Below are 17263 nucleotides of genomic sequence, written 5' to 3'. Positions count from 1 at the left end.
CTATAGGCGCGCCTCGAACACGGCGTAGGCCGCGCTGTCGAACAGCACGAAGCGGACGTCCTCCACGGACGTGTCCGCCTGCCGCACCGCGTCCAGGGCGATCCGCGCGGCGTCGTCCATGGGCCAGCCGTAGATCCCGGTCGAGATCGCGGGGAAGGCCACCGACCTGGCCCCCAGCGAGTCGGCCACCCGCAGCGACTCCCGGTAGCAGGAGGCCAGCAGCTCCGAACGGTCCTGTGACATGGAGTACACCGGCCCGACCGTATGGATCACCCACTTCGCGGGCATGCGCCCGGCCGTCGTCGCGACCGCCTGTCCGGTGGCCAGCCCCTTGCCGTAGTGGCCGGCACGCAGCTTCCGGCACTCCTCCAGGATCTCCGGACCGCCGCGGCGGTGGATGGCGCCGTCCACTCCTCCACCGCCCATGAGGGAGGAGTTGGCGGCGTTCACGACGGCGTCCACCGGCTGCTCGGTGATGTCGCCCTTCACCAGCGTGATGTGCATCTCACCAGAGTGACGATCACCGGCCGTCGCGCGCCAGTACCGCGCTCCCCCTGTCCGCCGCCCTGCCCGCCGCCATGCGTACGGCCAGCAGGACGAGCGCGGGCAGCGGCAGGAGCATGACCACGGCTCCGGCCAGGCGCTGGTCGGCGAGGACGCCGGGCGCGCCGGGCGGGGCCGCGAGGGAGATCCAGTCGGCCGCGACCGGGGACGCGAGCAGCAGGTACGTCCCGACGGCGAGGTGGGTCAGCGTCACGGCGGCCAGCAGGCGGGCGCGCTCGCCCCAGGTCGCCGGGTCCGTCCCGGTCAGCACGCCGAACACCAGCAGGCCGAGGCCGAAGGACAGAAGCTCGGTGACCAGGTGAGGGGCGTAACCGGACAGCGACCACGACAACCAGGGCGTGCCGTAGAGGAGGACGAACGCGGCGAAGTAGACGGCCGGATGGGCCAGCAACCGGTGACGGCCGGCGAGCGCCACCGGGGCGCCCAGGCAGAGCAGGAGCGGAGCGACGACGGTGAGCACCGTGTGCTGGACCGCGTGGACCGACAACATCGCCCGCGCGTAGCTCCCGACCCCGCCGAGCAGCACCAGCGCGGTCAGCGCCAGGCCCGCGTACCAGGCCACCATGCGGCCGGCGGGCCAGGCGGCCGTCCTGCGCACGCTGACCGCGTAGGCGACCGCGGGCAGGATCAGGAGGAGCAGGACGGTCGGGTCCAGGCGGACCTCGGTGAGCAGCGCTCCCGGGGTGAAGGGGGCGAGCGCGTAGTCCAGGGCGGCCTGGTCGTGGCCACCGCCGCCACCGGGCGGGGGCGGGGTGCGGGACAGGCCGATGGCCAGCCCGACGGCCGCCGCCATCACGATCACCTCGCCGGTGGCCAGGCGGACGAAGGTCCCGCGTACGGTGCGGTCGGCGACGCCCGCGACCGTGCGGCGGCGATGGGTCCAGCCGAACAGTCCGAGCACCACGAGGGTGGCGGTCTTGGCCAGCAGGAGCTGTCCGTACGTGCTCTGCCAGAGGTCGGACGGGTCGCTGAGCCGTACCCAGGCGCTGGCCGCGCCCGAGACGGCCACGGCGGCGAAGCAGCACAGGGCGAGGGCGCTGAACCTGGACAGCACCGCCGGCAGGTCAGCGGAGCGGCGGAAGTGGACGAGCACCGCGACCAGGCCGCCGACCCAGACCGAGACCGACACCAGGTGCGACATGAGGGCGGAGACGGCGATGTCGTGGTCGCCCGCGGAGGCGGCGTGCCCGACGTACGCGGGCGGCAGCAGCCCGAACACCGCGACCGCCAGCCGAAGCCCCGCGGGCAGCCGCCGGGAGACGCCCAGGACGGCGGTGACGGCCAGGACCAGGAGCAGCGCCTGGGTCTGCGGGATGGAGACGCCGAACTCCAGCATGTCCGGAGAGGCGAACAGAGCGCCGACGGGCAGCGGGATGAGGTTGGACAGGGTCAGCACGTAGCTGAGCGCCGTGGCCAGCGCCCAGCCGAGCGCCCACCGGCCGGCCGCGCGCCGGCAGGCCAGGGACTCCGGGGAGGAGGCCGGAGCCAGGAGGGCGGCCGTGAGCGTCCCGACGCAGCCGACCGCGCACAGGTCGTAGCAGAACCGGGCCAGGGGCAGCCCCCACTCGGTGAGCGGCCCGGCGGTGGGCAGCCCTGGGATCTCCGGTTTGATCGCCCCGCCGAACCGCAGCACGACGACCAGCACCACGACGCCGGCGGCCACCGCCGCGCCGGCGTACGTCCTGGCCGAGGCGTGGGTCCTGGCCGAGCGGCCTTCGACGATGTACGGGAACGCCCTGGCCACGGTCAGCCCGCTTGCTTGGCGATCTCGGCCAGCTCCGCCTTCTGCGCGGTGATGATCTTGTCAGCCAGCTCCAGCGTGGGCCCGTGCTTGCCCGACTTCTTGACGGTCTCGGCCATCATCACGCCGTGCTCCAGATGCCCCGACAACGCCGACAGCCACTCCTTGTCGAACCCGGAGCCGGCCTTCAGCTCCGCGCCCATCTGGGCGGTCGGCTGCGTCGGCACCTGCTCCTGCCAGGACTGCAGCCACGACGACATCATGTCGATGTCCGCCTGCTCCTCCGCGATGAGCTTCTTGCTCAGGTCGCGCACGTACGCGGACTTTCCGCTCTTGGCCGCCACCTCGGCCAGCTGGATCGTCTGCTGGTGGTGTGTGATCATCTCCTGGCTGAAGACCACGTCCGCCTGGACGTGCGTCGCCGTGCTGTCCGCCGAGGCGGAGCACCCGGACGCCAGCACGAGACCAAGCAGGACCACAACCGCTGTTCGCCAACGCATGCACGGAGATACGCACGACACGGAGACATGGTTCACACGCCCCGAATGCCAGCTCGACAGGTTGTAGAGCTACCCTGAAGGGCGTGAAGGGTCTTGGCGAGCTTGAGCGCAGCATCATGGACATCCTCTGGGCGGAGAGCCGCGCGCTGACCGCCCGTGAGGTCGGCCGGCTCATTGCCGACCGCGATCTTGCCCCCACCACGGTGATGACCGTCCTCGACCGCCTCACCCGCAAGGGCTTCCTCCAGCGCACCCGGGACGGCCGGGCGTGGAGATATCTACCCGCCGAAAGCCGCGACGCGTACATTGCCGAGCTTATGCTTGAAGCCTTGGACATGACGGGCGACCGATCGGCCGCCCTGACCCGCTTCGCCCAGGCCGTGTCGGGCTCGGAGGCGGAGATCCTGCGCAGAGCCCTTACGGAGCTGGAGGAAGAGTGATCTCGGCAGTGGCGCTGGCAGCGCTCGCCACGGCGTGCGCGGTTGGCTCCTGGCGTTTCACGACTGCCCGGTGGACCTCACGCGCTCCCCGGCTGGCCATCATCGTCTGGCAATCCTTGGGCGTGGCCTGGGGCCTGGCCACCACCGGCGCCATGCTCGCGTACGCGGTCCAGCCGTACGGCGAGGGGGTGCTGCCCGGGCTGATCGCGTTCGCGCAGGGGCGGGCGCCGCTCGAGGCGTGGGACCCGATGCACGTGCTGGCCCTGATCGCGGGGCTCACCGCGCTCACCGTGCTGATCGCGGTGCTGCTCACCGCGGGTGTGCAGGCGCTGCGCGCCCGCCGGCGGCACCGCATGCTGCTCGCGCTGATCTCCCACGACGACCCGGGCGTGCCCGGGGTGCGGGTGCTCGACCACCCCGGCGCCGCCGCGTACTGCGTGCCCGGCCTGCGCTCGCAGGTCGTGGTGAGCGAGGGCGCGCTCAAGCTGCTGTCGGAGGACGAGATGGCGGCCGTGCTCGCGCACGAGGCCGCCCACGTGCGCGAGCGGCACGACCTGGTGCTGCTGCCGTTCGCCGCGCTGCGCAGGGCGCTGCCCTGGTCGAAGGTGGTGGCCGACGCGCAGTCGCAGGTGGAGCTGCTCGTCGAGATGGCCGCCGACGACCGCGCCCGGCGCTACTGCTCGCCGCGCAGGCTGGCGACGGCGCTGCTCAGGTTCGGTACGGCGGGCGCCATGCCGACCCCGCACGGCATGCTGGGTGTGCACGCCAAGCACGTCATGGCCAGGGTCGACCGCCTGATCAAGCCGGGTCCCGAGCTGGCCGCTCCGGTGCGCTACGGCTACATCGCACTATCTGTGACTTTGGTCACCTCAGCACCACTTCTGTGGGTCTTCCAGCTCTGACGTGCTTGCTGGCGTTAACTGCTCCGTTTGCAATTGCAAGCACCGCGGGGCAGACTATGAGGCATGGCACTACCCAAGGTCGGCTCGATCGGCGAATACATCCGTGAGCAACGACAGCAGGCGCAGATCTCGCTGCGCCAGCTCGCGGCGGCGGCAGGGGTCTCCAACCCCTACCTGAGCCAGATCGAGCGCGGGTTGCGCAAGCCGAGCGCGGAGATCCTCAACCAGATCGCCAAGGGTCTGCGCATCTCCTCGCAGGCGCTCTACGTGCAGGCGGGCCTCATCGAGGACCGTGAGCCGCCAAGCGACGTCATCACGGCGATCAGGGCCGACACGCACCTCAGCGAGCGGCAACGCCAGGTGCTGATTGATATCTATGAGTCGTTCCGCAAGGAGAAGCGCGCCGAAGACGAGCAGACCTCCCAGAATGCTCGCCCTCGGCACGACTCCGAATCGGACGACGAACCGCTGCCGGAGGAGTTTCTCGCCGCTCTTCAGCCCTATACGGCGCCCTCCGGCAACGGCAACGTCACCCAGGAAACCAAGGAAGGTTAACCCATGACGCTCGCAACCGAGGTCAAGAAGCTTACGGAGTCCAAGCCGTTCTACGCCGTCGCCGGGGTCGGCGACTTCGCGGTCGAGAAGCTCCGCGAGCTGCCCGAGCAGCTGCAGAAGCTGCAGTCGCGCCGCTCCGAGCTGGCCAAGGACCTGCCGGAGCGGGCCCGCGAGTACGCCGGCAAGGCCGAGAGCTTCGCCAAGGAGTTCCCGGAGCGGGCCCGCGTCTACGCCGACCAGCTCACCAACAAGGCCACCGAGGCCTACGAGGACTTCGCCACGCGCGGCCGCCGGGTCGTCAGCAAGACGAGCGGCGACGTCGCGCTGGAGCTCGAAGAGGTTTCGCAGACCGCCAAGCCCGCCGCTCCGGCCAGGAAGCCCCGCACCACCAAGGCCAAGTGATCCAGAGAAAGCCCGTCTCCTGGGGAGGCGGGCTTTCCGCTTTGGGGTGCCCGTCTGTCGGGGTGGCCTATTAGGCTGAAGCCGATTTCATTGCGGCGTCGTGCGGAGCCAACAACATGAATTTGATCAACAGTGTCCTCAATCTCCTCTTCCTGGTGCTCGCCGCCGCCATCCTCGGCATGTCGGTCTACGCGTTCGTCCACGCGCTACGGGTGCCGACCGGCGCTTTCGTCTCGGCGGGCAAGCTGCAGAAGAACATCTGGCTGCTGATCCTGGCGCTGGCGTCGCTGTTCTCGGTAGGCGGGGCGTGGAGCTACTTCACCGCCTTCCTCATCGTCGGCGGCATCGAGTTCATCGGTCTGGGCGCCCTCGGCTTCTTCTCGATCGTGGCGGCCATCGCCGCCACGATCTACATCGTCGACGTCAAGCCGGCCGTCAAGGGCATGGGCGGACGCGGCAACAACGGTCCCTACGGCCCCTGGTGACCGGCCCGGGCGTTAGGCTGCCGACATGACCTACGACCTTCACGGGCGCACGCAGCGGCTGGAACTGTCGGACCAGGCTCTCCGCGACTTCGAGGCAGTCGTGCTGGAGGCGACGCCCGAGGGGATCGTGCTCGACAGGTCGGCGTTCTACCCGGGGGGCGGCGGCCAGCCGGCGGATCACGGGGTGCTGCTCTGGCAGGGCGTCGAGACGCGCATCATGGGGGCGCGCAAGGGCGACGACCTCCACCTGATCCCGGCCGAGGGCGACCCGATCCCGCCGGTGGGCACCGTGGTGCGGGCGGCGGTGGCCGACGAGCGGCGCTCGGCCCTCATGCGTACGCACTCGGGGCTCCACGTGCTGTGCGGGGTGGTGTTCAGGGACTACGGCTGCCTGGTCACCGGCGGCAACATGGACGAGCTCAGCGCGCGCATGGACTTCAACCTGCCGGAGGTGCCCGCCGGGTTCAAGGAGGCCGTCGAGGACGCGTGCAACGCCGAGATCACCGCCGACCGGCGCATCGACGTACGCGTGCTGCCCCGCAAGGAGGCGTTCGAGATCCCCGACATCATCCGCACGGCCACCAACCTGGTCCCCGAGGCCGTCCAGGACGTGCGGATCGTCGACATCGTGGGCCTCGACACCCAGGCCGACGGCGGCACCCACGTGGCCTCCACCAAGCAGATCGGCCACATCAAGGTGGCCAAGATCGAGAGCAAGGGCCGCGGCTTCCGCCGGCTGCGCATCCAGATCTCCGACTAGTCGATCACCTTGGCGAGGCCGTCGAGCAGCGGGCCGAGCCCGAACTCGAAGAGCCGGTCCAGGTCGAGGTCGAAGTCGCCGCCCAGGTCGGCCACGACCCCGGCGAAGGCCGGATAGTCGTTCGACTCGGCGATCCAGAGCAGGTGCTCCTCCTGGTCGGCCATCCACTCGTCGGCGCTGACGCCCGTGGCGGCCTGGGCGCGCCGCTCCAGCTCGATGTTGGCGGCGATGCCCTGCACGTAGCTGTAGACCAGGGTGTGCACGTGCATCTTGGCCGTGGCGTCGAGTTTCGTGCCCGCCAGCGCCGCCATGACCCACTCCGTGTGCCTCAGCAGGCTGGCCGAGGGCAGCGGCCTGGTCAGCGAGGTGACGCCGGCCATCCACGGGTGCGCGCGGTAGCCGGCCCACTGCAGGCGGGCCGACGTCTCCACCCTGGCCCGCCAGCCGTCCGGGGGCTCCTTGGGCAGCGCGAACTCGTCGATGACGGCTTCGACCATCAGCAGGATCAGGTCGTCCTTGCCGCCCACGTGGCGGTAGAGGGACATGGTGGCCATGCCGAGCCGGTCGGCGACGCCGCGCATGGTCAGCTCGGGGAGGCCCTCGGCGTCGGCGATCTCGATGGCGGCCCGTACGATGCGCTCCCGAGTCGCCTCATTGCCTGAAATATCCGGACGCCGGGCCGCCGCCCTGCCCCCGCGCGGCTCGGCCACGATCGTCCCCACGCGCGGCTCGGCGACCACGACGCCCTCCTGGGCCAGGAGCGCGAGCGCCTTGGCGGCGGTGGCCAGGGCGACTCCCCGGTCTCTGGCGATCTGCCTGGTGGACGGGACGCGGTCTCCCGGGCGGAGCCGGCCGTCGGCTATGCGGCGCTTGATGTCGGCGACGATCTCGGCGTAGGGCGCTGCCATCCTGACCTCCTGTACTAGTACAGATCCCGCCATCATACCCTTGTGAGCCGCTGTCCGTACGTCGTACATTCAGCGTACAACGTCAACTTCGACAAGGAGCAGACCATGAAGGTGCTCATCTCCGGCGCGAGCGTCGGCGGCCCCGTCCTGGCGTACTGGCTGCGGCGGCACGGGTACGAGACCACGCTCGTCGAGCGGGCCCCGGCACCGCGCAAGGGCGGCCAGGCCATCGACATCAGAGGGGCCGCGCTGGACGTGGTCGCGAAAATGGGCGTCATCGAGCAGATCAGGGCTCTGCGGACGACCATGCGCGGCATGTCCATGATGGACGGCGACGGCAACGAGCTGATGCGCAGCTATGAGGAGACGGTCAGCGGCGGCCGGTTCGACAGCCCGGACATCGAGATCATGCGTGACGACCTGACCGCCATCCTCACCTCGATCTCCGGCGCCGAGTACGTCTACGGCGACTCGATCGCCACCCTCGTCCAGGACGCCGACGGCGTGGACGTGACGTTCGAGAGCGGCGGCCGGGGGCGCTACGACCACGTGATCGGCGCCGACGGCCTGCACTCCAACGTGCGCAGGCTCGCCTTCGGCCCCGAAGCGCAGTTCCTCGGCCACCTCGGCATGTACGTCTCCATCTTCACCGCCGACAACTTCCTCGACCTGGACCACTGGCAGACCTGGTTCCGCGAGGGCGACGTGGGAGGCGCCGTCTTCAGCGACCGGGACACCGGCGTGATGCGGGTCAACCTGGGCTTCGGCGCAGGGCCCATCGAGTACGACCACCGCGACGTCGAAGGGCAGAAGCGACTGATCCAGGAGCGGTGCTCGGGGCTGCGCTGGGAGGTGCCCAAGCTGCTGGAGGCCATGTGGCAGGCCGACGACTTCTACTTCGACGCGATGGCCCAGGTCAAGATGGAGCGCTGGTCGAAGGGCCGGGTCGCGCTGATCGGCGACGCGGGCTACTGCGCCTCGCCGCTGTCGGGGCAGGGCACCAGCCTGGCGCTGGTGGGGGCGTACGTGCTGGCGCAGGAGCTCGGCAGGGACCCGATCGCGGCCTTCGACCGGTACGAGGAGCGCATGCGCCCGTTCGTCGCGCGGAACCAGGCCCTCGCCGTCGAGAACCCCGGCCAGGGCGCCTCGCCGGAGAGCGTTCAGCGGGCCGCAACCAGCATCACGCTGGACTGACAGTCACGAACCGATACGATTTGCCGCCATGGGTATCAGACTCACGATGGCCGCGCTCGGGGCCACCGCTCTGACGTTGACCGCCGCACCCGCGCACGCGGCGGGTGCCGGGATCACGGACGAGGTGACGATGACCCTCGGCAAGAACGGCACCCTGCACGTGGTCGAGAAGATCAGCGGGGCGTCGGGGGAGCTCAAACGGACGTTCATCACCAGGACGCGATACGACGACGGCAACGACCGCGTCTACCAGGTCTCGAACGTCAAGGGCGGCACCCTCACCGGCGACGTGCTCACCGTGAAGGGCGACGGAACGGTCGAGTACGACGTCAAGGGAGCGGTGACCACCTCGGGCGGTGTCGAGGAGCTGCGCTGGTTCGCGGTGAACGGCTGGAGCCGGCAGGTCGCCAAGGCGACGGTAAAGGTGAACGGCCCAGGTCAGGTCCAGAACCTGTCCTGCTTCGCCGGGGAGCTGACCTCGGCCATCGGCTGCACCTCGGCCTCCATGGACCACTCGGCCACCCAGGCCGACTTCGAGCAGGAGAACATCGCGCCCGGCCAGGCCCTGACCGTGGTCATCGGCTACCCCAAGGGGTCCAGCTCCGGCGTCCCCATCCTGGAGAAGCGCTTCTCGCTGGCCGCGGCGTTCACGCTGAACCTCGTCACCGGCGGCGCCCTGGCCGGCCTGCTGGTGCTGCTGCTCGGCGGCGTTGCCCTGCTCTACTGGACGCGCGGCCGTGACGCCAGGGCCGCCGACCACGCGCAGAGCCCGGTCGATCCGGTGCAGAACGGCCATTTCTCCCCGCCCGACGGCGTCCGGCCCGGCCAGATCGGCACCCTGGTGGATGAACAGGCCGACGTGGTCGACGTGACCGCGACGATCGTGGACCTGGCGGTCCGTGGCTACCTGCGGATCGACGAGCAGCCGCGCCAGACGTACGACGCCCCCGACTGGATGCTGGTCCGGCTGCCGAACGCGCCGGTCAACGCGCTGCTGCCGTACGAGCGCGCCCTGTACGACGCCATCTTCGAGGGGCGGGACGGGGTGCTGCTGTCGCAGCTGTCCGGCTCGTTCGCGGCCCACCTGGGCAAGGTGCGCGACGCCCTGTACGCCGACGTGGTCCGGCAGGGCTGGTTCGCCCGCCGGCCCGACACCGAGCGCACCAGGTGGACGACGATCGGCGTGATCCTCATCGGGGTCGGCATCCTGGCCACGGTGGGGCTGGCCTGGTTCACCACGTACGGGCTGCTGGGTCTGGCCCTGATCATCGCGGGCGGCGCCCTGGCCGCCGGCGGGCAGTACATGCCGGCCAAGACGGCCAAGGGGTCGGCGGCGCTGGCGCACACGATGGGCTTCCGGCAGTACCTGTTCTCCGGCGAGCTGGGGAACGTGCCGGAGCAGCACCGGGTGGAGCTGTTCTCCCGGTATCTGCCCTATGCGGTGATCTTCGACGGGGTGGAGCACTGGTCGCGCGTGGTGGCCTCGGTCACGGGGACCGGCCACCAGTCCGACAACCTGTACTGGTACCACGGGCCCGCGGAGTGGGACCTGTCCAAGTTCGCCGGGTCGATGCGGACGTTCACCACGACGACCTCGGGCGCCATCTCCGCGAGCCGCCAGTTCCGCACCCTCTAACGCAGTCGCAGCTCGCCGACCGGCCGGCCGCCGCCGAGCAACGGCGGGACGGCCAGTTCGGCCAGCTCGGGCGCGTCCAGGCCGAGCGAGCGCAGGGCCGCCACGGTGACCGGGACGCGGGCGCGCTGCGACCCGTCCTCGATCTTGACGGTGCCCGCGCGCCCGTCCTCGAACACGAACGCGTCGAACGCCTCCGCCCCCGCCTTCAGCATGAGCCCGGGCAGCGCGCGCATCAGCTTGGCCTCGGGGCGGTCGGTGCCCGAGGTCCACTCGGGGTAGGTGCTCATCGCGTCGAAGATCCTGCGCTCGTACGAGTCGGGGGACGACATCGGGAACGCCCGGAACGCCTTCGTCACGCCGAGCATCGACACGAAGAACAGCGGCGCCCCGCACCCGTCCACCCCGGATGCCGCCACCCGCTCCCCCGTCAGGTCCTCCACGGTCTCGCGGATCGCGCGCTGGAGCGGGTGCCTGGGCTCAAGGTAGGACTCGGTGGGCCAGTCGTTCAGCACGCAGGTGGCCAGCATGGCGGCGTGCTTGCCCGAGCAGTTCATGTAGACGCGCCCGCGTTCCGTGACGCTCCGGTCGTACGGGTAGTCCTCGGGGCACAGCAGCGCCGCCTCCTCCAGCCCGGCGCCCGCGAGGATCTTCCTGACGCCGTCCACGTGGAACGGCTCGCCCGAGTGCGAGGCGCAGGCCAGCGCCAGCAGCTCCCCCTCCAGCCCGAGGCCGGAACGGAGCATGCCGAGCGCCTGGAGCGGCTTCATCGACGACCGTGGCGACGCGGGAACGTGCACCGCGCCCTTCGCCTCGACCGGGCGTCCTTCCGCGTCCACGGTCAGCATGCGAGCCTGATGCGTGGACTCCACGAACCCGGATCGGACAACTTCCACAATCATCGACATTTCGCCTCTCCTTTCGGCTTGAGTCTACGGACCGTTCTCGCCGCTCTCTTACTGGTCCAGAATGGGGTGCCATGCGAGCAGTGGTGCAGAGAGTGAGTTCGGCGTCGGTGGTGGTCGACGGTCAGACGGTGGGCGCCGTCGACGAGCCCGGCCTGCTGGTGCTGGTGGGCGTCACCCACGCGGACACGCGGGCCGAGGCCGCCAAGCTCGCCGCCAAGCTCTGGGGCCTGCGCATCCTGCACGGCGAGAAGTCCTGCTCGGACGTGTCGGCGCCGCTCCTGGTGATCAGCCAGTTCACCCTGTACGGGGACGCCCGCAAGGGGCGCCGGCCCACGTGGCAGGCGGCCGCACCAGGGCCGGTCGCGGAGCCGCTGGTGGAGGCGGTGGTGGAGGAGCTGCGGGGGCTGGGGGCGCACGTGGAGACGGGTGTCTTCGGCGCGGACATGAAGGTGTCGCTCGTCAACGACGGCCCGATCACCCTCGTCCTCGACATCTGACCGCCCCTGGGGCCGCCCCCACCACGGCCTGTGGCCCCTCTCGGGGCCTCAAGCCTGGCCCTCCCGGCCTCTCAGCGGATGCGGCGGCGGAGGGCCGGGTCGATGGAGACGTTGCGGCCCGCGTCCGGCGGCACGATGACCTCCTGGGCGGCGGCCACGCCACCGGCCAGCAGCGGCGCGTCCACCGGCACCGTGCGCTTGACCACGGCCAGCGCGATCGGCCCGAGCTCGTGGTGCCGGGCGGCCGACCCGACCACGCCGACCTCCTGGCTCTCGAAGATCACCGGATCGCCGTGCGCCGGCAGCGTGTCGACGCTGCCGTCGAGGTGCAGGAACACCAGGCGACGCGGCGGGTGCCCGAGATTGTGCACCCGGGCGACCGTCTCCTGGCCCCGGTAGCACCCCTTGCTCAGGTGCACGGCCGTGCCGATCCAGGCCACCTCATGGGGGATCGTCTTGTGGTCGGTGTCGAACCCCAGCCGCGGCTGGTGCGCCTCGATCCGCAGCGCCTCGTACGCCCACAGCCCCGCCAGCGGCTTGCCCAGGTGGTCGGGCAGCTCGTCGCGCGGCACGAAGAAGTCCTCGGTCGCCGTGGACAACACGGCCAGGTCGTCGGCCCGCGACACCTCGACCCGCAGCATGAACCGCATCCGGTCGAGATAGTCGATCAGGCTCTGCGCGGTGCCCGGCTCGACGTGGGCCAGCAGGCTCTCACCGTCGTCGACGAGCGTCAGGTGGTGCAGCACGTGGCCCTGCAGGTCGAGATCGAGCGTCTGCGTCCACTCGCCGGGGCGCAGCGTGTCGAGCTTCTGCGAGGTCAGGTCGTTGAGCCATTTCAGCCGGTCGACGCCGGAGATGCGGATCACCTCGCGGTTGCTGCGGTCGACGACCGCAGCACCCTTGGCCAGCGCGCGCTGCTCGGCGAACAGGTCGCCGTAGTGCGCGGCTACGTCGGAATCCGGCCCGTCGGCCGCGACGGCACCGGGGAGATCGAGCAGAGGGCTACGCATGCCATCCAGGCTATCGGCACCCGCGCCAATGCCCGAATGCGGTCGTGCTCCCGCCCGGCGGCCGGCCTACCGGCAGTTGCGGCACCGGCCGAAGACGGTCAGATGGTGCACGTCGGCGACGAACCCCAGCTCCTCGTCCAGCCCCTTGACCAGCCCGTCCGCCAGCTCGGGCCGCACCTCGAACACCTCGTCGCACCCCCGGCACACCAGGTGCACGTGATCGGCCTCGGCGGCCAGGTGGTAGGTCGGCGCGCCGTGCCCCAGATGCGTGTGGGTCACCATGCCGAGCTCTTCGAGCAGCTCCAGCGTGCGGTAGACCGTGGAGATGTTCACGCCGCGCGCGGTCTCGCGCACCTTGACGCAGATCTCCTCGGGCGTGGCGTGCTCCAACGTCTTGACCGCCTCAAGGACGAGCTGGCGCTGCGGGGTGACCCGGTAGCCCTTGGCGCGGAGTTCCTCGTGCCACTGCGTCTCCGTCATGCCCCGAGTCTACGACTCGGAGATATTCACTTGCCCCTTTTGAGCGGGAGCGCATAGCGTCTTTGGTACGCGGAAAGGAGGTGGTCCAAACAATGGTGAATCATAGTTGGGCTAGCGAGGTGGTTGTCCGCTAACGTCGCGGACTGTTGTCTCGTGACGTACGCGAAATACGAGGCAACCACCGGGGCCCCTGGCAGCCGGAGGGCGGGATGCCGATCCCGGCCATGGTCCATCCGGCCCACCTGCCCGGCAGGTGGAGTTGGCCCGGGGCCCTTCTTCATACCTTCTGAGTGCCAGCCGCGCGATGCCTGCTCAGTGCTCGCCGCGCGCCGCGATCCCGAGCTTGTCGCACGCGTCCCGATAGAGGCGCACCACGGCCTTACGCACCTGGGCCCGCTCGGTGAGCGTCTCGCCCCAGGGCACCCGCACCCGTTCGGCGCCGTCGACCGTGAACTCGATCGCCTCCGCGTCCACGTCACTCGTCATCGCCGAGGTGGCCTCGGGCCGGTCGCCGAGCGCCCGTACGATGATCAGCGAGTCCTCAGCGTGGTCGTCATTCATGTGCCGCTTGATCGCCTCGACGGCGTCAGCGGTGAAAGGCGTGCTCATATCGGCTCAAGCTACCTTCTTCAGCTCCGCCGACATATGGTCCGTGAGCGGGTGGCCCATGGCCGCCATCTCGTACGCCCACATCAGGTTGCCGTTGACCAACCCGTACAGCCGGTGGCCCGCCGTGTACTCCTTGGCGGAGGCGGTGCGGGCCACGACGTCCGTACGCAGCTCGATCTTGTGGAAGACGACCTCGCCGATGTAGATCTCGACGATCCCGGTCGGGTGGGAGAGCACCACCTCGATCTGCCTGCCGGGCTGCGGGCGCCAGAATCCCGACTCGGTGGCCAGCGGCTTTACCCGGTTTCCGTCCTGGTCGAGCAGCCAGGTGCGGCTCACGTAGCTCAGGAACGGCTTCCCGTTGTGCCCGAACTCGATCTCCTGCCCGAAGTTGAAGCTCTCGATCGACGGGTAGCCGCCCACGCCGGCGCCTTCCCACCGGCCGAGCAGGAACGCGATGGGCTCCAGGTCGGGGTGCACCTCAGGTTCTTCCATGTTCCCCAAGCCTAGTGCTCCTGGCCCGCCGTACCGCCTCGGTGTAGAGCTCGGTGGTGAGATCGCCACGGTCGATGCCGACTTCCGCCATCACCTGTCCGATCACGCGCAGAACGCCCGGGACGGCGTCGGGCTCGACCACTGCCTCGACCTCAAGGAACGTGCCGTCGAGCTCGGGGACGGTGACGAGCGTGGCCAGCAGGGAAAGCCCCGACTCCGAGATCCGGTAGTTCCGGCACTTCTTCTCGTACCGGATCACTTCCTCCAGCCCGAGCCCGCGCAGCACGGCCTCCATCGCCACCGGGTCCTCGACGCCGGTCTCGTACTCGGGCTTGGACCCGCTGGCCGGGTCGACGCTGGGCTCCTTGAACGTGAGCAGGCTCACCGCACCCTCGTCCACCACCCGCACCCGGATCTCCCTCCCGCTCCGGGAGTACCGGCGGTCGGGAGTGTCGTAGTAGACGTCGCGGTAGACGTTGGCCGTCTCCGGCGCCCGTTCCCGCAACGCGGCCCGCACTCCGGCGGGATCCCGCACGACGGCCTTCAACTCGGCCTCGATCCTCATGCTCCTCCTTCGTCGGGAGTCGGGGGGCGTTAGGGTGACGGACATGGAACGATCGCTGGTGATCAAGGTGACCGCCGGGGCGGACGCCCCCGAGCGGTGCAACCAGGCGTTCACGGTCGCGGCCGCCGCGCTCGCGAGCGGTGTGCACGTCTCCCTGTGGCTGACCGGCGAGGCGGCGTGGTTCGCGCTGCCGGGCAGGGCCAAGGAGTTCAGCCTGCCGCACGCCGCGCCGCTCGCCGACCTCCTCGATGCCGTGCTGGCCGCCGGGCGCGTGACACTCTGCACCCAATGCGCGGCCCGCAGGAACATCACCGTGGACGATCTCATCGACGGGGTCCGCATCGCGGGCGCTCCGGCGTTCGTCGAGGAAGTGGTCAGCGAAGGCGCCCAGGCGCTGGTCTACTGATCCTTCGCGGTCACCGGCCGCTGAGCGGGGCCACACCGCCTCGGGCGCGTACGGCCGGGGCGGTGTGGCGGAGCGGGGACTGTCAGGCCGGGAGGACGGCGGTCAGGCGTTCCTGGCGGAGGGCCTCGTAGCGGGAGTTGTCGAGGGGCGCGAGGGCGCCGACGCGCCACGACAGCAGCAGGTCGGCCAGGGCCGGGTTGCGGGCCAGGGCGGGGCCGTGCAGGTAGGTGCCCACCACGTGGCCCGCGTAGCAGCCCTCGAAGCCGTCCCCGTTGCCCACCCCGACGAGGGTCCGGGACAGCGGCTTGACGCCGGGGCCCAGGTGGGTGACGCCCATGTGGTTCTCGAAGCCGGTCAGGGTGGGGAGGTTGAGCGCGGCGTCGACCTCGGCGGCCAGCTCTCCGACCGCTCGGGCGGGACCGCGGGAGCTGGCGATGTCCAGCAGGCCGATGCCGTCCACCGGCTGGCCTTCCTCGCCCCCGAACGTGCTGCCCATGATCTGGTATCCGGCGCACACCGCCAGCAGGGCGGCGCCCCGGGCGATGGCGTGGTGCAGGCCGCCGTCGCGGCGGAGGCGTTCGGCGGCCAGGATCTGGGGCCGGTCCTCGCCACCGCCGATGAGGTAGATGTCGCCCGTTTCCGGCACCGGGTCCGCCGAGCGTACGTGGATCGTCTCGGTCGCGATCCCCCTGCGGTTGGCGCGCTGCTCCAGGACGAGCACGTTGCCTTGGTCCCCGTACGTGCTCAGCAGGTCAGGGTAGATCCAGACGATGCGAAGGGCGCTGTCAGACGGCACGGCCGAACTCCGTTCGGATCTGCTGGAAGGCGGTGTAGTTGGCGATGACGTCGACCCGGCCGGCCGGCTGCATGGCCAGCGCCTCCGTGAACGTGCCGCACAGCGTGAACGGCACGTCCGCCACGTCGAGCCGGAGCGCCAGGTCGAGGCGGCGCTCGCCCGTCACGAAGACGGGGCGCCCGCGCAGGATGCGGTAGTCGACGTCCCACAGCCACGAGGTGTCGCGCCCGTCGGGGCCGTTGGCGTTGACCGAGAGGATGATCGGCAGCTGCGGGTCGGCCACGTCGAACGCCTCCAGCCACCCCGCCGGGTTCTTGGCCAGCAGCAGCCGCGCGTGGCGGCCGTCGCGCTCGACGGTGGTGTAGCGGCCGGCCACCGAGGTGACTTCGCGCAGCCGGGGCAGCGCCCGCTCCACCGGAACCCCGAACGCCTCGGCCACCGCCAGCGCCATCACCGCGTTGGAACGGTTGGCCAGGCCGGGAAGCTGGATGTCGAGCAGCCACCGCTGCCCGTGCGGATCGACGGCCACGTCGTCGTCGAGCACCCACTGCGGCTCCGGCCGGTGGAACGTGCACTCCTTGCACGCCCAGTCGGCGTCCTTACGGTCGAGCGGGCCGCCGCACTCGGGGCAGCACCAGGAGTCTTCCTTCCACCGCTGGCCGCCGGAGACCCAGGTGACCTTGGCCGCGGTCGAGGCGCCCCAGGTCACGAGCGGGTCGTCGCAGTTGGCGATGACGTGGGTGGGCTTGCCGGACAGGGCCCTGCGCCACTTCTGCGCGAGCAGCCAGATCTCGGCGGCACGGTCCATCTGGTCGCGGCTGAGGTTCATCAGGCAGACGACGCCCGCGCCGGTGGTGTCGAGGACCTCCGGCAGGTATTTCTCGTCCACCTCCAGCACGCCGTACGGGGCGGTCTTGTTCTGGGAGAGCGCCGAGACGTGGCCGGCGGGCATGTTGGCGCCCAGCGCGTTGGTGGCGACGTCTCCGAGCTCGAGCAGCGCCGAGGTGATCAGCCGCGTGGTGGTGGTCTTGCCGTTGGTGGCGCTGACCAGGGCCAGCTTGCGGTCGCGGGCCAGCTTGCGCAGGAGGTCGGGCTCAAGCAGCAGGCCCACTCGCCCGCCGATCACCGAGCCGTCCCCACGCCCGGTCATCTTGGACAGCGTGGCGGCACTGCGGCCCAGAGCGCTGGCGAGCTGGGCCCGCAGAGGAAGCTGGGTCATGCCCAAGGATCCTAGTCGGCATTGGCCGTTAGTCTGGAGATCCACACGAAAACGCGGCCCGGTCGGTAGCCCGGCGAAGCCTCATCGTATCCGCCCTTCCATGGGATGTCCGGTGTGCCGGAAAGCGGCCTCGAACGGGCGGCCTCCTCGCCGCCGGTCCCGGTGAGAGAGCGCCCAGCCGCCGGTGGCCGAGA

22 protein-coding genes are annotated in these 17263 nt (G+C 70.5%); 10 read left to right on the top strand and 12 right to left on the bottom strand.

Going from position 1 to position 17263, the window contains the following annotated elements; all coding sequences use genetic code 11:
• The 3 genes from ACIBQ1_RS55455 to ACIBQ1_RS55445 are packed head-to-tail and all read right to left on the bottom strand — an operon-like array spanning nucleotide 1 to nucleotide 2766.
• The gene (locus ACIBQ1_RS55455; RefSeq protein WP_397290999.1) at nucleotides 1-504 is read right to left on the bottom strand and encodes an O-acetyl-ADP-ribose deacetylase; all 504 of its coding nucleotides are present in this window, start codon (nucleotides 502-504) and stop codon (nucleotides 1-3) included.
• 16 nt (nucleotides 505-520) lie between these two features.
• On the bottom strand, nucleotides 521-2308 hold the full coding sequence (locus ACIBQ1_RS55450; RefSeq protein WP_397290997.1) for a cytochrome c oxidase assembly protein: 1788 nt from the start codon (nucleotides 2306-2308) through the stop codon (nucleotides 521-523).
• Nucleotides 2309-2310: 2 nt separating this feature from the next.
• On the bottom strand, nucleotides 2311-2766 hold the full coding sequence (locus tag ACIBQ1_RS55445) for a DUF305 domain-containing protein (protein ID WP_397290995.1): 456 nt from the start codon (nucleotides 2764-2766) through the stop codon (nucleotides 2311-2313).
• Nucleotides 2767-2888: 122 nt separating this feature from the next.
• Here ACIBQ1_RS55445 and ACIBQ1_RS55440 point away from each other — a divergent pair, with 122 nt between their 5' ends.
• The 6 genes from ACIBQ1_RS55440 to ACIBQ1_RS55415 all read left to right on the top strand — a co-directional run bounded on the left by ACIBQ1_RS55440 (nucleotide 2889) and on the right by ACIBQ1_RS55415 (nucleotide 6349).
• Complete coding sequence (locus ACIBQ1_RS55440; protein WP_355390972.1) at nucleotides 2889-3245, top strand: BlaI/MecI/CopY family transcriptional regulator; 357 nt, start codon at nucleotides 2889-2891, stop codon at nucleotides 3243-3245.
• The gene (locus ACIBQ1_RS55435) at nucleotides 3242-4147 is read left to right on the top strand and encodes a M56 family metallopeptidase (RefSeq protein WP_397290993.1); all 906 of its coding nucleotides are present in this window, start codon (nucleotides 3242-3244) and stop codon (nucleotides 4145-4147) included. The genes ACIBQ1_RS55440 and ACIBQ1_RS55435 overlap by 4 nt, the downstream gene beginning before the upstream one ends.
• A 63-nt stretch (nucleotides 4148-4210) precedes the next feature.
• Nucleotides 4211-4702 (top strand): helix-turn-helix domain-containing protein, encoded by a 492-nt coding sequence (locus tag ACIBQ1_RS55430; RefSeq protein WP_397290991.1) that lies wholly within the window; start codon nucleotides 4211-4213, stop codon nucleotides 4700-4702.
• A gap of 3 nt (nucleotides 4703-4705) precedes the next feature.
• Nucleotides 4706-5104, top strand: coding sequence for a hypothetical protein (locus ACIBQ1_RS55425; protein ID WP_397290989.1), 399 nt, complete (start codon nucleotides 4706-4708; stop codon nucleotides 5102-5104).
• A gap of 116 nt (nucleotides 5105-5220) precedes the next feature.
• The gene (locus ACIBQ1_RS55420) at nucleotides 5221-5589 is read left to right on the top strand and encodes a DUF2516 family protein (RefSeq protein WP_397290987.1); all 369 of its coding nucleotides are present in this window, start codon (nucleotides 5221-5223) and stop codon (nucleotides 5587-5589) included.
• A 25-nt stretch (nucleotides 5590-5614) separates the two neighbouring features.
• Complete coding sequence (locus ACIBQ1_RS55415; protein ID WP_397290985.1) at nucleotides 5615-6349, top strand: alanyl-tRNA editing protein; 735 nt, start codon at nucleotides 5615-5617, stop codon at nucleotides 6347-6349.
• Here ACIBQ1_RS55415 and ACIBQ1_RS55410 read toward each other — a convergent pair.
• Nucleotides 6346-7257: a TetR/AcrR family transcriptional regulator C-terminal domain-containing protein gene (locus tag ACIBQ1_RS55410; RefSeq protein WP_397290983.1), complete on the bottom strand. Its 912-nt coding sequence runs from the start codon at nucleotides 7255-7257 to the stop codon at nucleotides 6346-6348. The genes ACIBQ1_RS55415 and ACIBQ1_RS55410 overlap by 4 nt on opposite strands.
• A 42-nt stretch (nucleotides 7258-7299) precedes the next feature.
• Between ACIBQ1_RS55410 and ACIBQ1_RS55405 the strand changes: the two genes are divergently transcribed.
• Entirely contained in the window at nucleotides 7300-8451 is a 1152-nt protein-coding gene (locus ACIBQ1_RS55405; RefSeq protein WP_397290981.1) for an FAD-dependent monooxygenase, read from the top strand.
• Between the two features lie 28 nt (nucleotides 8452-8479).
• A complete protein-coding gene (locus ACIBQ1_RS55400; protein WP_397290979.1) occupies nucleotides 8480-10087 on the top strand; it encodes a DUF2207 domain-containing protein in 1608 nt (535 codons plus the stop codon).
• Here the strand turns inward: ACIBQ1_RS55400 and ACIBQ1_RS55395 are convergent.
• Nucleotides 10084-10992: an asparaginase gene (locus tag ACIBQ1_RS55395; protein WP_397290977.1), complete on the bottom strand. Its 909-nt coding sequence runs from the start codon at nucleotides 10990-10992 to the stop codon at nucleotides 10084-10086. The genes ACIBQ1_RS55400 and ACIBQ1_RS55395 overlap by 4 nt on opposite strands.
• A gap of 71 nt (nucleotides 10993-11063) precedes the next feature.
• Between ACIBQ1_RS55395 and dtd the strand changes: the two genes are divergently transcribed.
• Nucleotides 11064-11489, top strand: coding sequence for a D-aminoacyl-tRNA deacylase (gene dtd / locus ACIBQ1_RS55390; RefSeq protein WP_397290975.1), 426 nt, complete (start codon nucleotides 11064-11066; stop codon nucleotides 11487-11489).
• Between the two features lie 71 nt (nucleotides 11490-11560).
• Here dtd and ACIBQ1_RS55385 read toward each other — a convergent pair whose 3' ends face one another.
• From ACIBQ1_RS55385 to cyaB, 5 genes are all read right to left on the bottom strand, one after another.
• Complete coding sequence (locus ACIBQ1_RS55385) at nucleotides 11561-12499, bottom strand: YgfZ/GcvT domain-containing protein (RefSeq protein ID WP_397290973.1); 939 nt, start codon at nucleotides 12497-12499, stop codon at nucleotides 11561-11563.
• Between the two features lie 66 nt (nucleotides 12500-12565).
• The gene (locus ACIBQ1_RS55380; RefSeq protein ID WP_185070409.1) at nucleotides 12566-12979 is read right to left on the bottom strand and encodes a Fur family transcriptional regulator; all 414 of its coding nucleotides are present in this window, start codon (nucleotides 12977-12979) and stop codon (nucleotides 12566-12568) included.
• Between the two features lie 312 nt (nucleotides 12980-13291).
• Entirely contained in the window at nucleotides 13292-13588 is a 297-nt protein-coding gene (locus ACIBQ1_RS55375) for a DUF2470 domain-containing protein (RefSeq protein ID WP_397290971.1), read from the bottom strand.
• Nucleotides 13589-13594: 6 nt separating this feature from the next.
• Entirely contained in the window at nucleotides 13595-14083 is a 489-nt protein-coding gene (locus ACIBQ1_RS55370; protein WP_397290969.1) for an FABP family protein, read from the bottom strand.
• The gene (cyaB, locus tag ACIBQ1_RS55365; RefSeq protein ID WP_397290967.1) at nucleotides 14070-14648 is read right to left on the bottom strand and encodes a class IV adenylate cyclase; all 579 of its coding nucleotides are present in this window, start codon (nucleotides 14646-14648) and stop codon (nucleotides 14070-14072) included. The genes ACIBQ1_RS55370 and cyaB overlap by 14 nt, the downstream gene beginning before the upstream one ends.
• A gap of 43 nt (nucleotides 14649-14691) precedes the next feature.
• On the opposite strand from cyaB, the gene ACIBQ1_RS55360 reads away from it, so the two are divergent.
• Nucleotides 14692-15054: a DsrE family protein gene (locus ACIBQ1_RS55360; protein ID WP_397290965.1), complete on the top strand. Its 363-nt coding sequence runs from the start codon at nucleotides 14692-14694 to the stop codon at nucleotides 15052-15054.
• 82 nt (nucleotides 15055-15136) lie between these two features.
• On the opposite strand, the gene ACIBQ1_RS55355 is transcribed toward ACIBQ1_RS55360, so the two are convergent.
• Nucleotides 15137-15850: a type 1 glutamine amidotransferase gene (locus tag ACIBQ1_RS55355; RefSeq protein ID WP_397290963.1), complete on the bottom strand. Its 714-nt coding sequence runs from the start codon at nucleotides 15848-15850 to the stop codon at nucleotides 15137-15139.
• Nucleotides 15840-17069 (bottom strand): MurT ligase domain-containing protein, encoded by a 1230-nt coding sequence (locus ACIBQ1_RS55350; RefSeq protein ID WP_397290961.1) that lies wholly within the window; start codon nucleotides 17067-17069, stop codon nucleotides 15840-15842. Before ACIBQ1_RS55350 ends, ACIBQ1_RS55355 begins: the two co-directional genes overlap by 11 nt.
• Between the last annotated feature and the right edge of the window lie 194 nt (nucleotides 17070-17263).

It is taken from the genome of Nonomuraea sp. NPDC050153, assembly GCF_044460125.1.
In the GTDB taxonomy this organism is placed as follows: domain Bacteria; phylum Actinomycetota; class Actinomycetes; order Streptosporangiales; family Streptosporangiaceae; genus Nonomuraea.
The sequence above is the reverse complement of the archived record's forward strand: the minus strand, read 5'-3'. Positions and strand labels throughout refer to the sequence as shown.

What these genes read in the sequence shown, in the direction of transcription:
- ACIBQ1_RS55455 (WP_397290999.1), bottom strand. Translation starts at nt 504, where the DNA reads ATGCACATCACGCTGGTGAAGGGCGACATCACCGAGCAGCCGGTGGAC.
- ACIBQ1_RS55430 (WP_397290991.1), top strand. Translation starts at nt 4,211, where the DNA reads ATGGCACTACCCAAGGTCGGCTCGATCGGCGAATACATCCGTGAGCAA.
- ACIBQ1_RS55425 (WP_397290989.1), top strand. Translation starts at nt 4,706, where the DNA reads ATGACGCTCGCAACCGAGGTCAAGAAGCTTACGGAGTCCAAGCCGTTC.
- ACIBQ1_RS55420 (WP_397290987.1), top strand. Translation starts at nt 5,221, where the DNA reads ATGAATTTGATCAACAGTGTCCTCAATCTCCTCTTCCTGGTGCTCGCC.
- ACIBQ1_RS55415 (WP_397290985.1), top strand. Translation starts at nt 5,615, where the DNA reads ATGACCTACGACCTTCACGGGCGCACGCAGCGGCTGGAACTGTCGGAC.
- ACIBQ1_RS55410 (WP_397290983.1), bottom strand. Translation starts at nt 7,257, where the DNA reads ATGGCAGCGCCCTACGCCGAGATCGTCGCCGACATCAAGCGCCGCATA.
- ACIBQ1_RS55400 (WP_397290979.1), top strand. Translation starts at nt 8,480, where the DNA reads ATGGGTATCAGACTCACGATGGCCGCGCTCGGGGCCACCGCTCTGACG.
- ACIBQ1_RS55395 (WP_397290977.1), bottom strand. Translation starts at nt 10,992, where the DNA reads ATGTCGATGATTGTGGAAGTTGTCCGATCCGGGTTCGTGGAGTCCACG.
- dtd (WP_397290975.1), top strand. Translation starts at nt 11,064, where the DNA reads ATGCGAGCAGTGGTGCAGAGAGTGAGTTCGGCGTCGGTGGTGGTCGAC.
- ACIBQ1_RS55385 (WP_397290973.1), bottom strand. Translation starts at nt 12,499, where the DNA reads ATGCGTAGCCCTCTGCTCGATCTCCCCGGTGCCGTCGCGGCCGACGGG.
- ACIBQ1_RS55380 (WP_185070409.1), bottom strand. Translation starts at nt 12,979, where the DNA reads ATGACGGAGACGCAGTGGCACGAGGAACTCCGCGCCAAGGGCTACCGG.
- ACIBQ1_RS55375 (WP_397290971.1), bottom strand. Translation starts at nt 13,588, where the DNA reads ATGAGCACGCCTTTCACCGCTGACGCCGTCGAGGCGATCAAGCGGCAC.
- ACIBQ1_RS55370 (WP_397290969.1), bottom strand. Translation starts at nt 14,083, where the DNA reads ATGGAAGAACCTGAGGTGCACCCCGACCTGGAGCCCATCGCGTTCCTG.
- cyaB (WP_397290967.1), bottom strand. Translation starts at nt 14,648, where the DNA reads ATGAGGATCGAGGCCGAGTTGAAGGCCGTCGTGCGGGATCCCGCCGGA.
- ACIBQ1_RS55360 (WP_397290965.1), top strand. Translation starts at nt 14,692, where the DNA reads ATGGAACGATCGCTGGTGATCAAGGTGACCGCCGGGGCGGACGCCCCC.
- ACIBQ1_RS55350 (WP_397290961.1), bottom strand. Translation starts at nt 17,069, where the DNA reads ATGACCCAGCTTCCTCTGCGGGCCCAGCTCGCCAGCGCTCTGGGCCGC.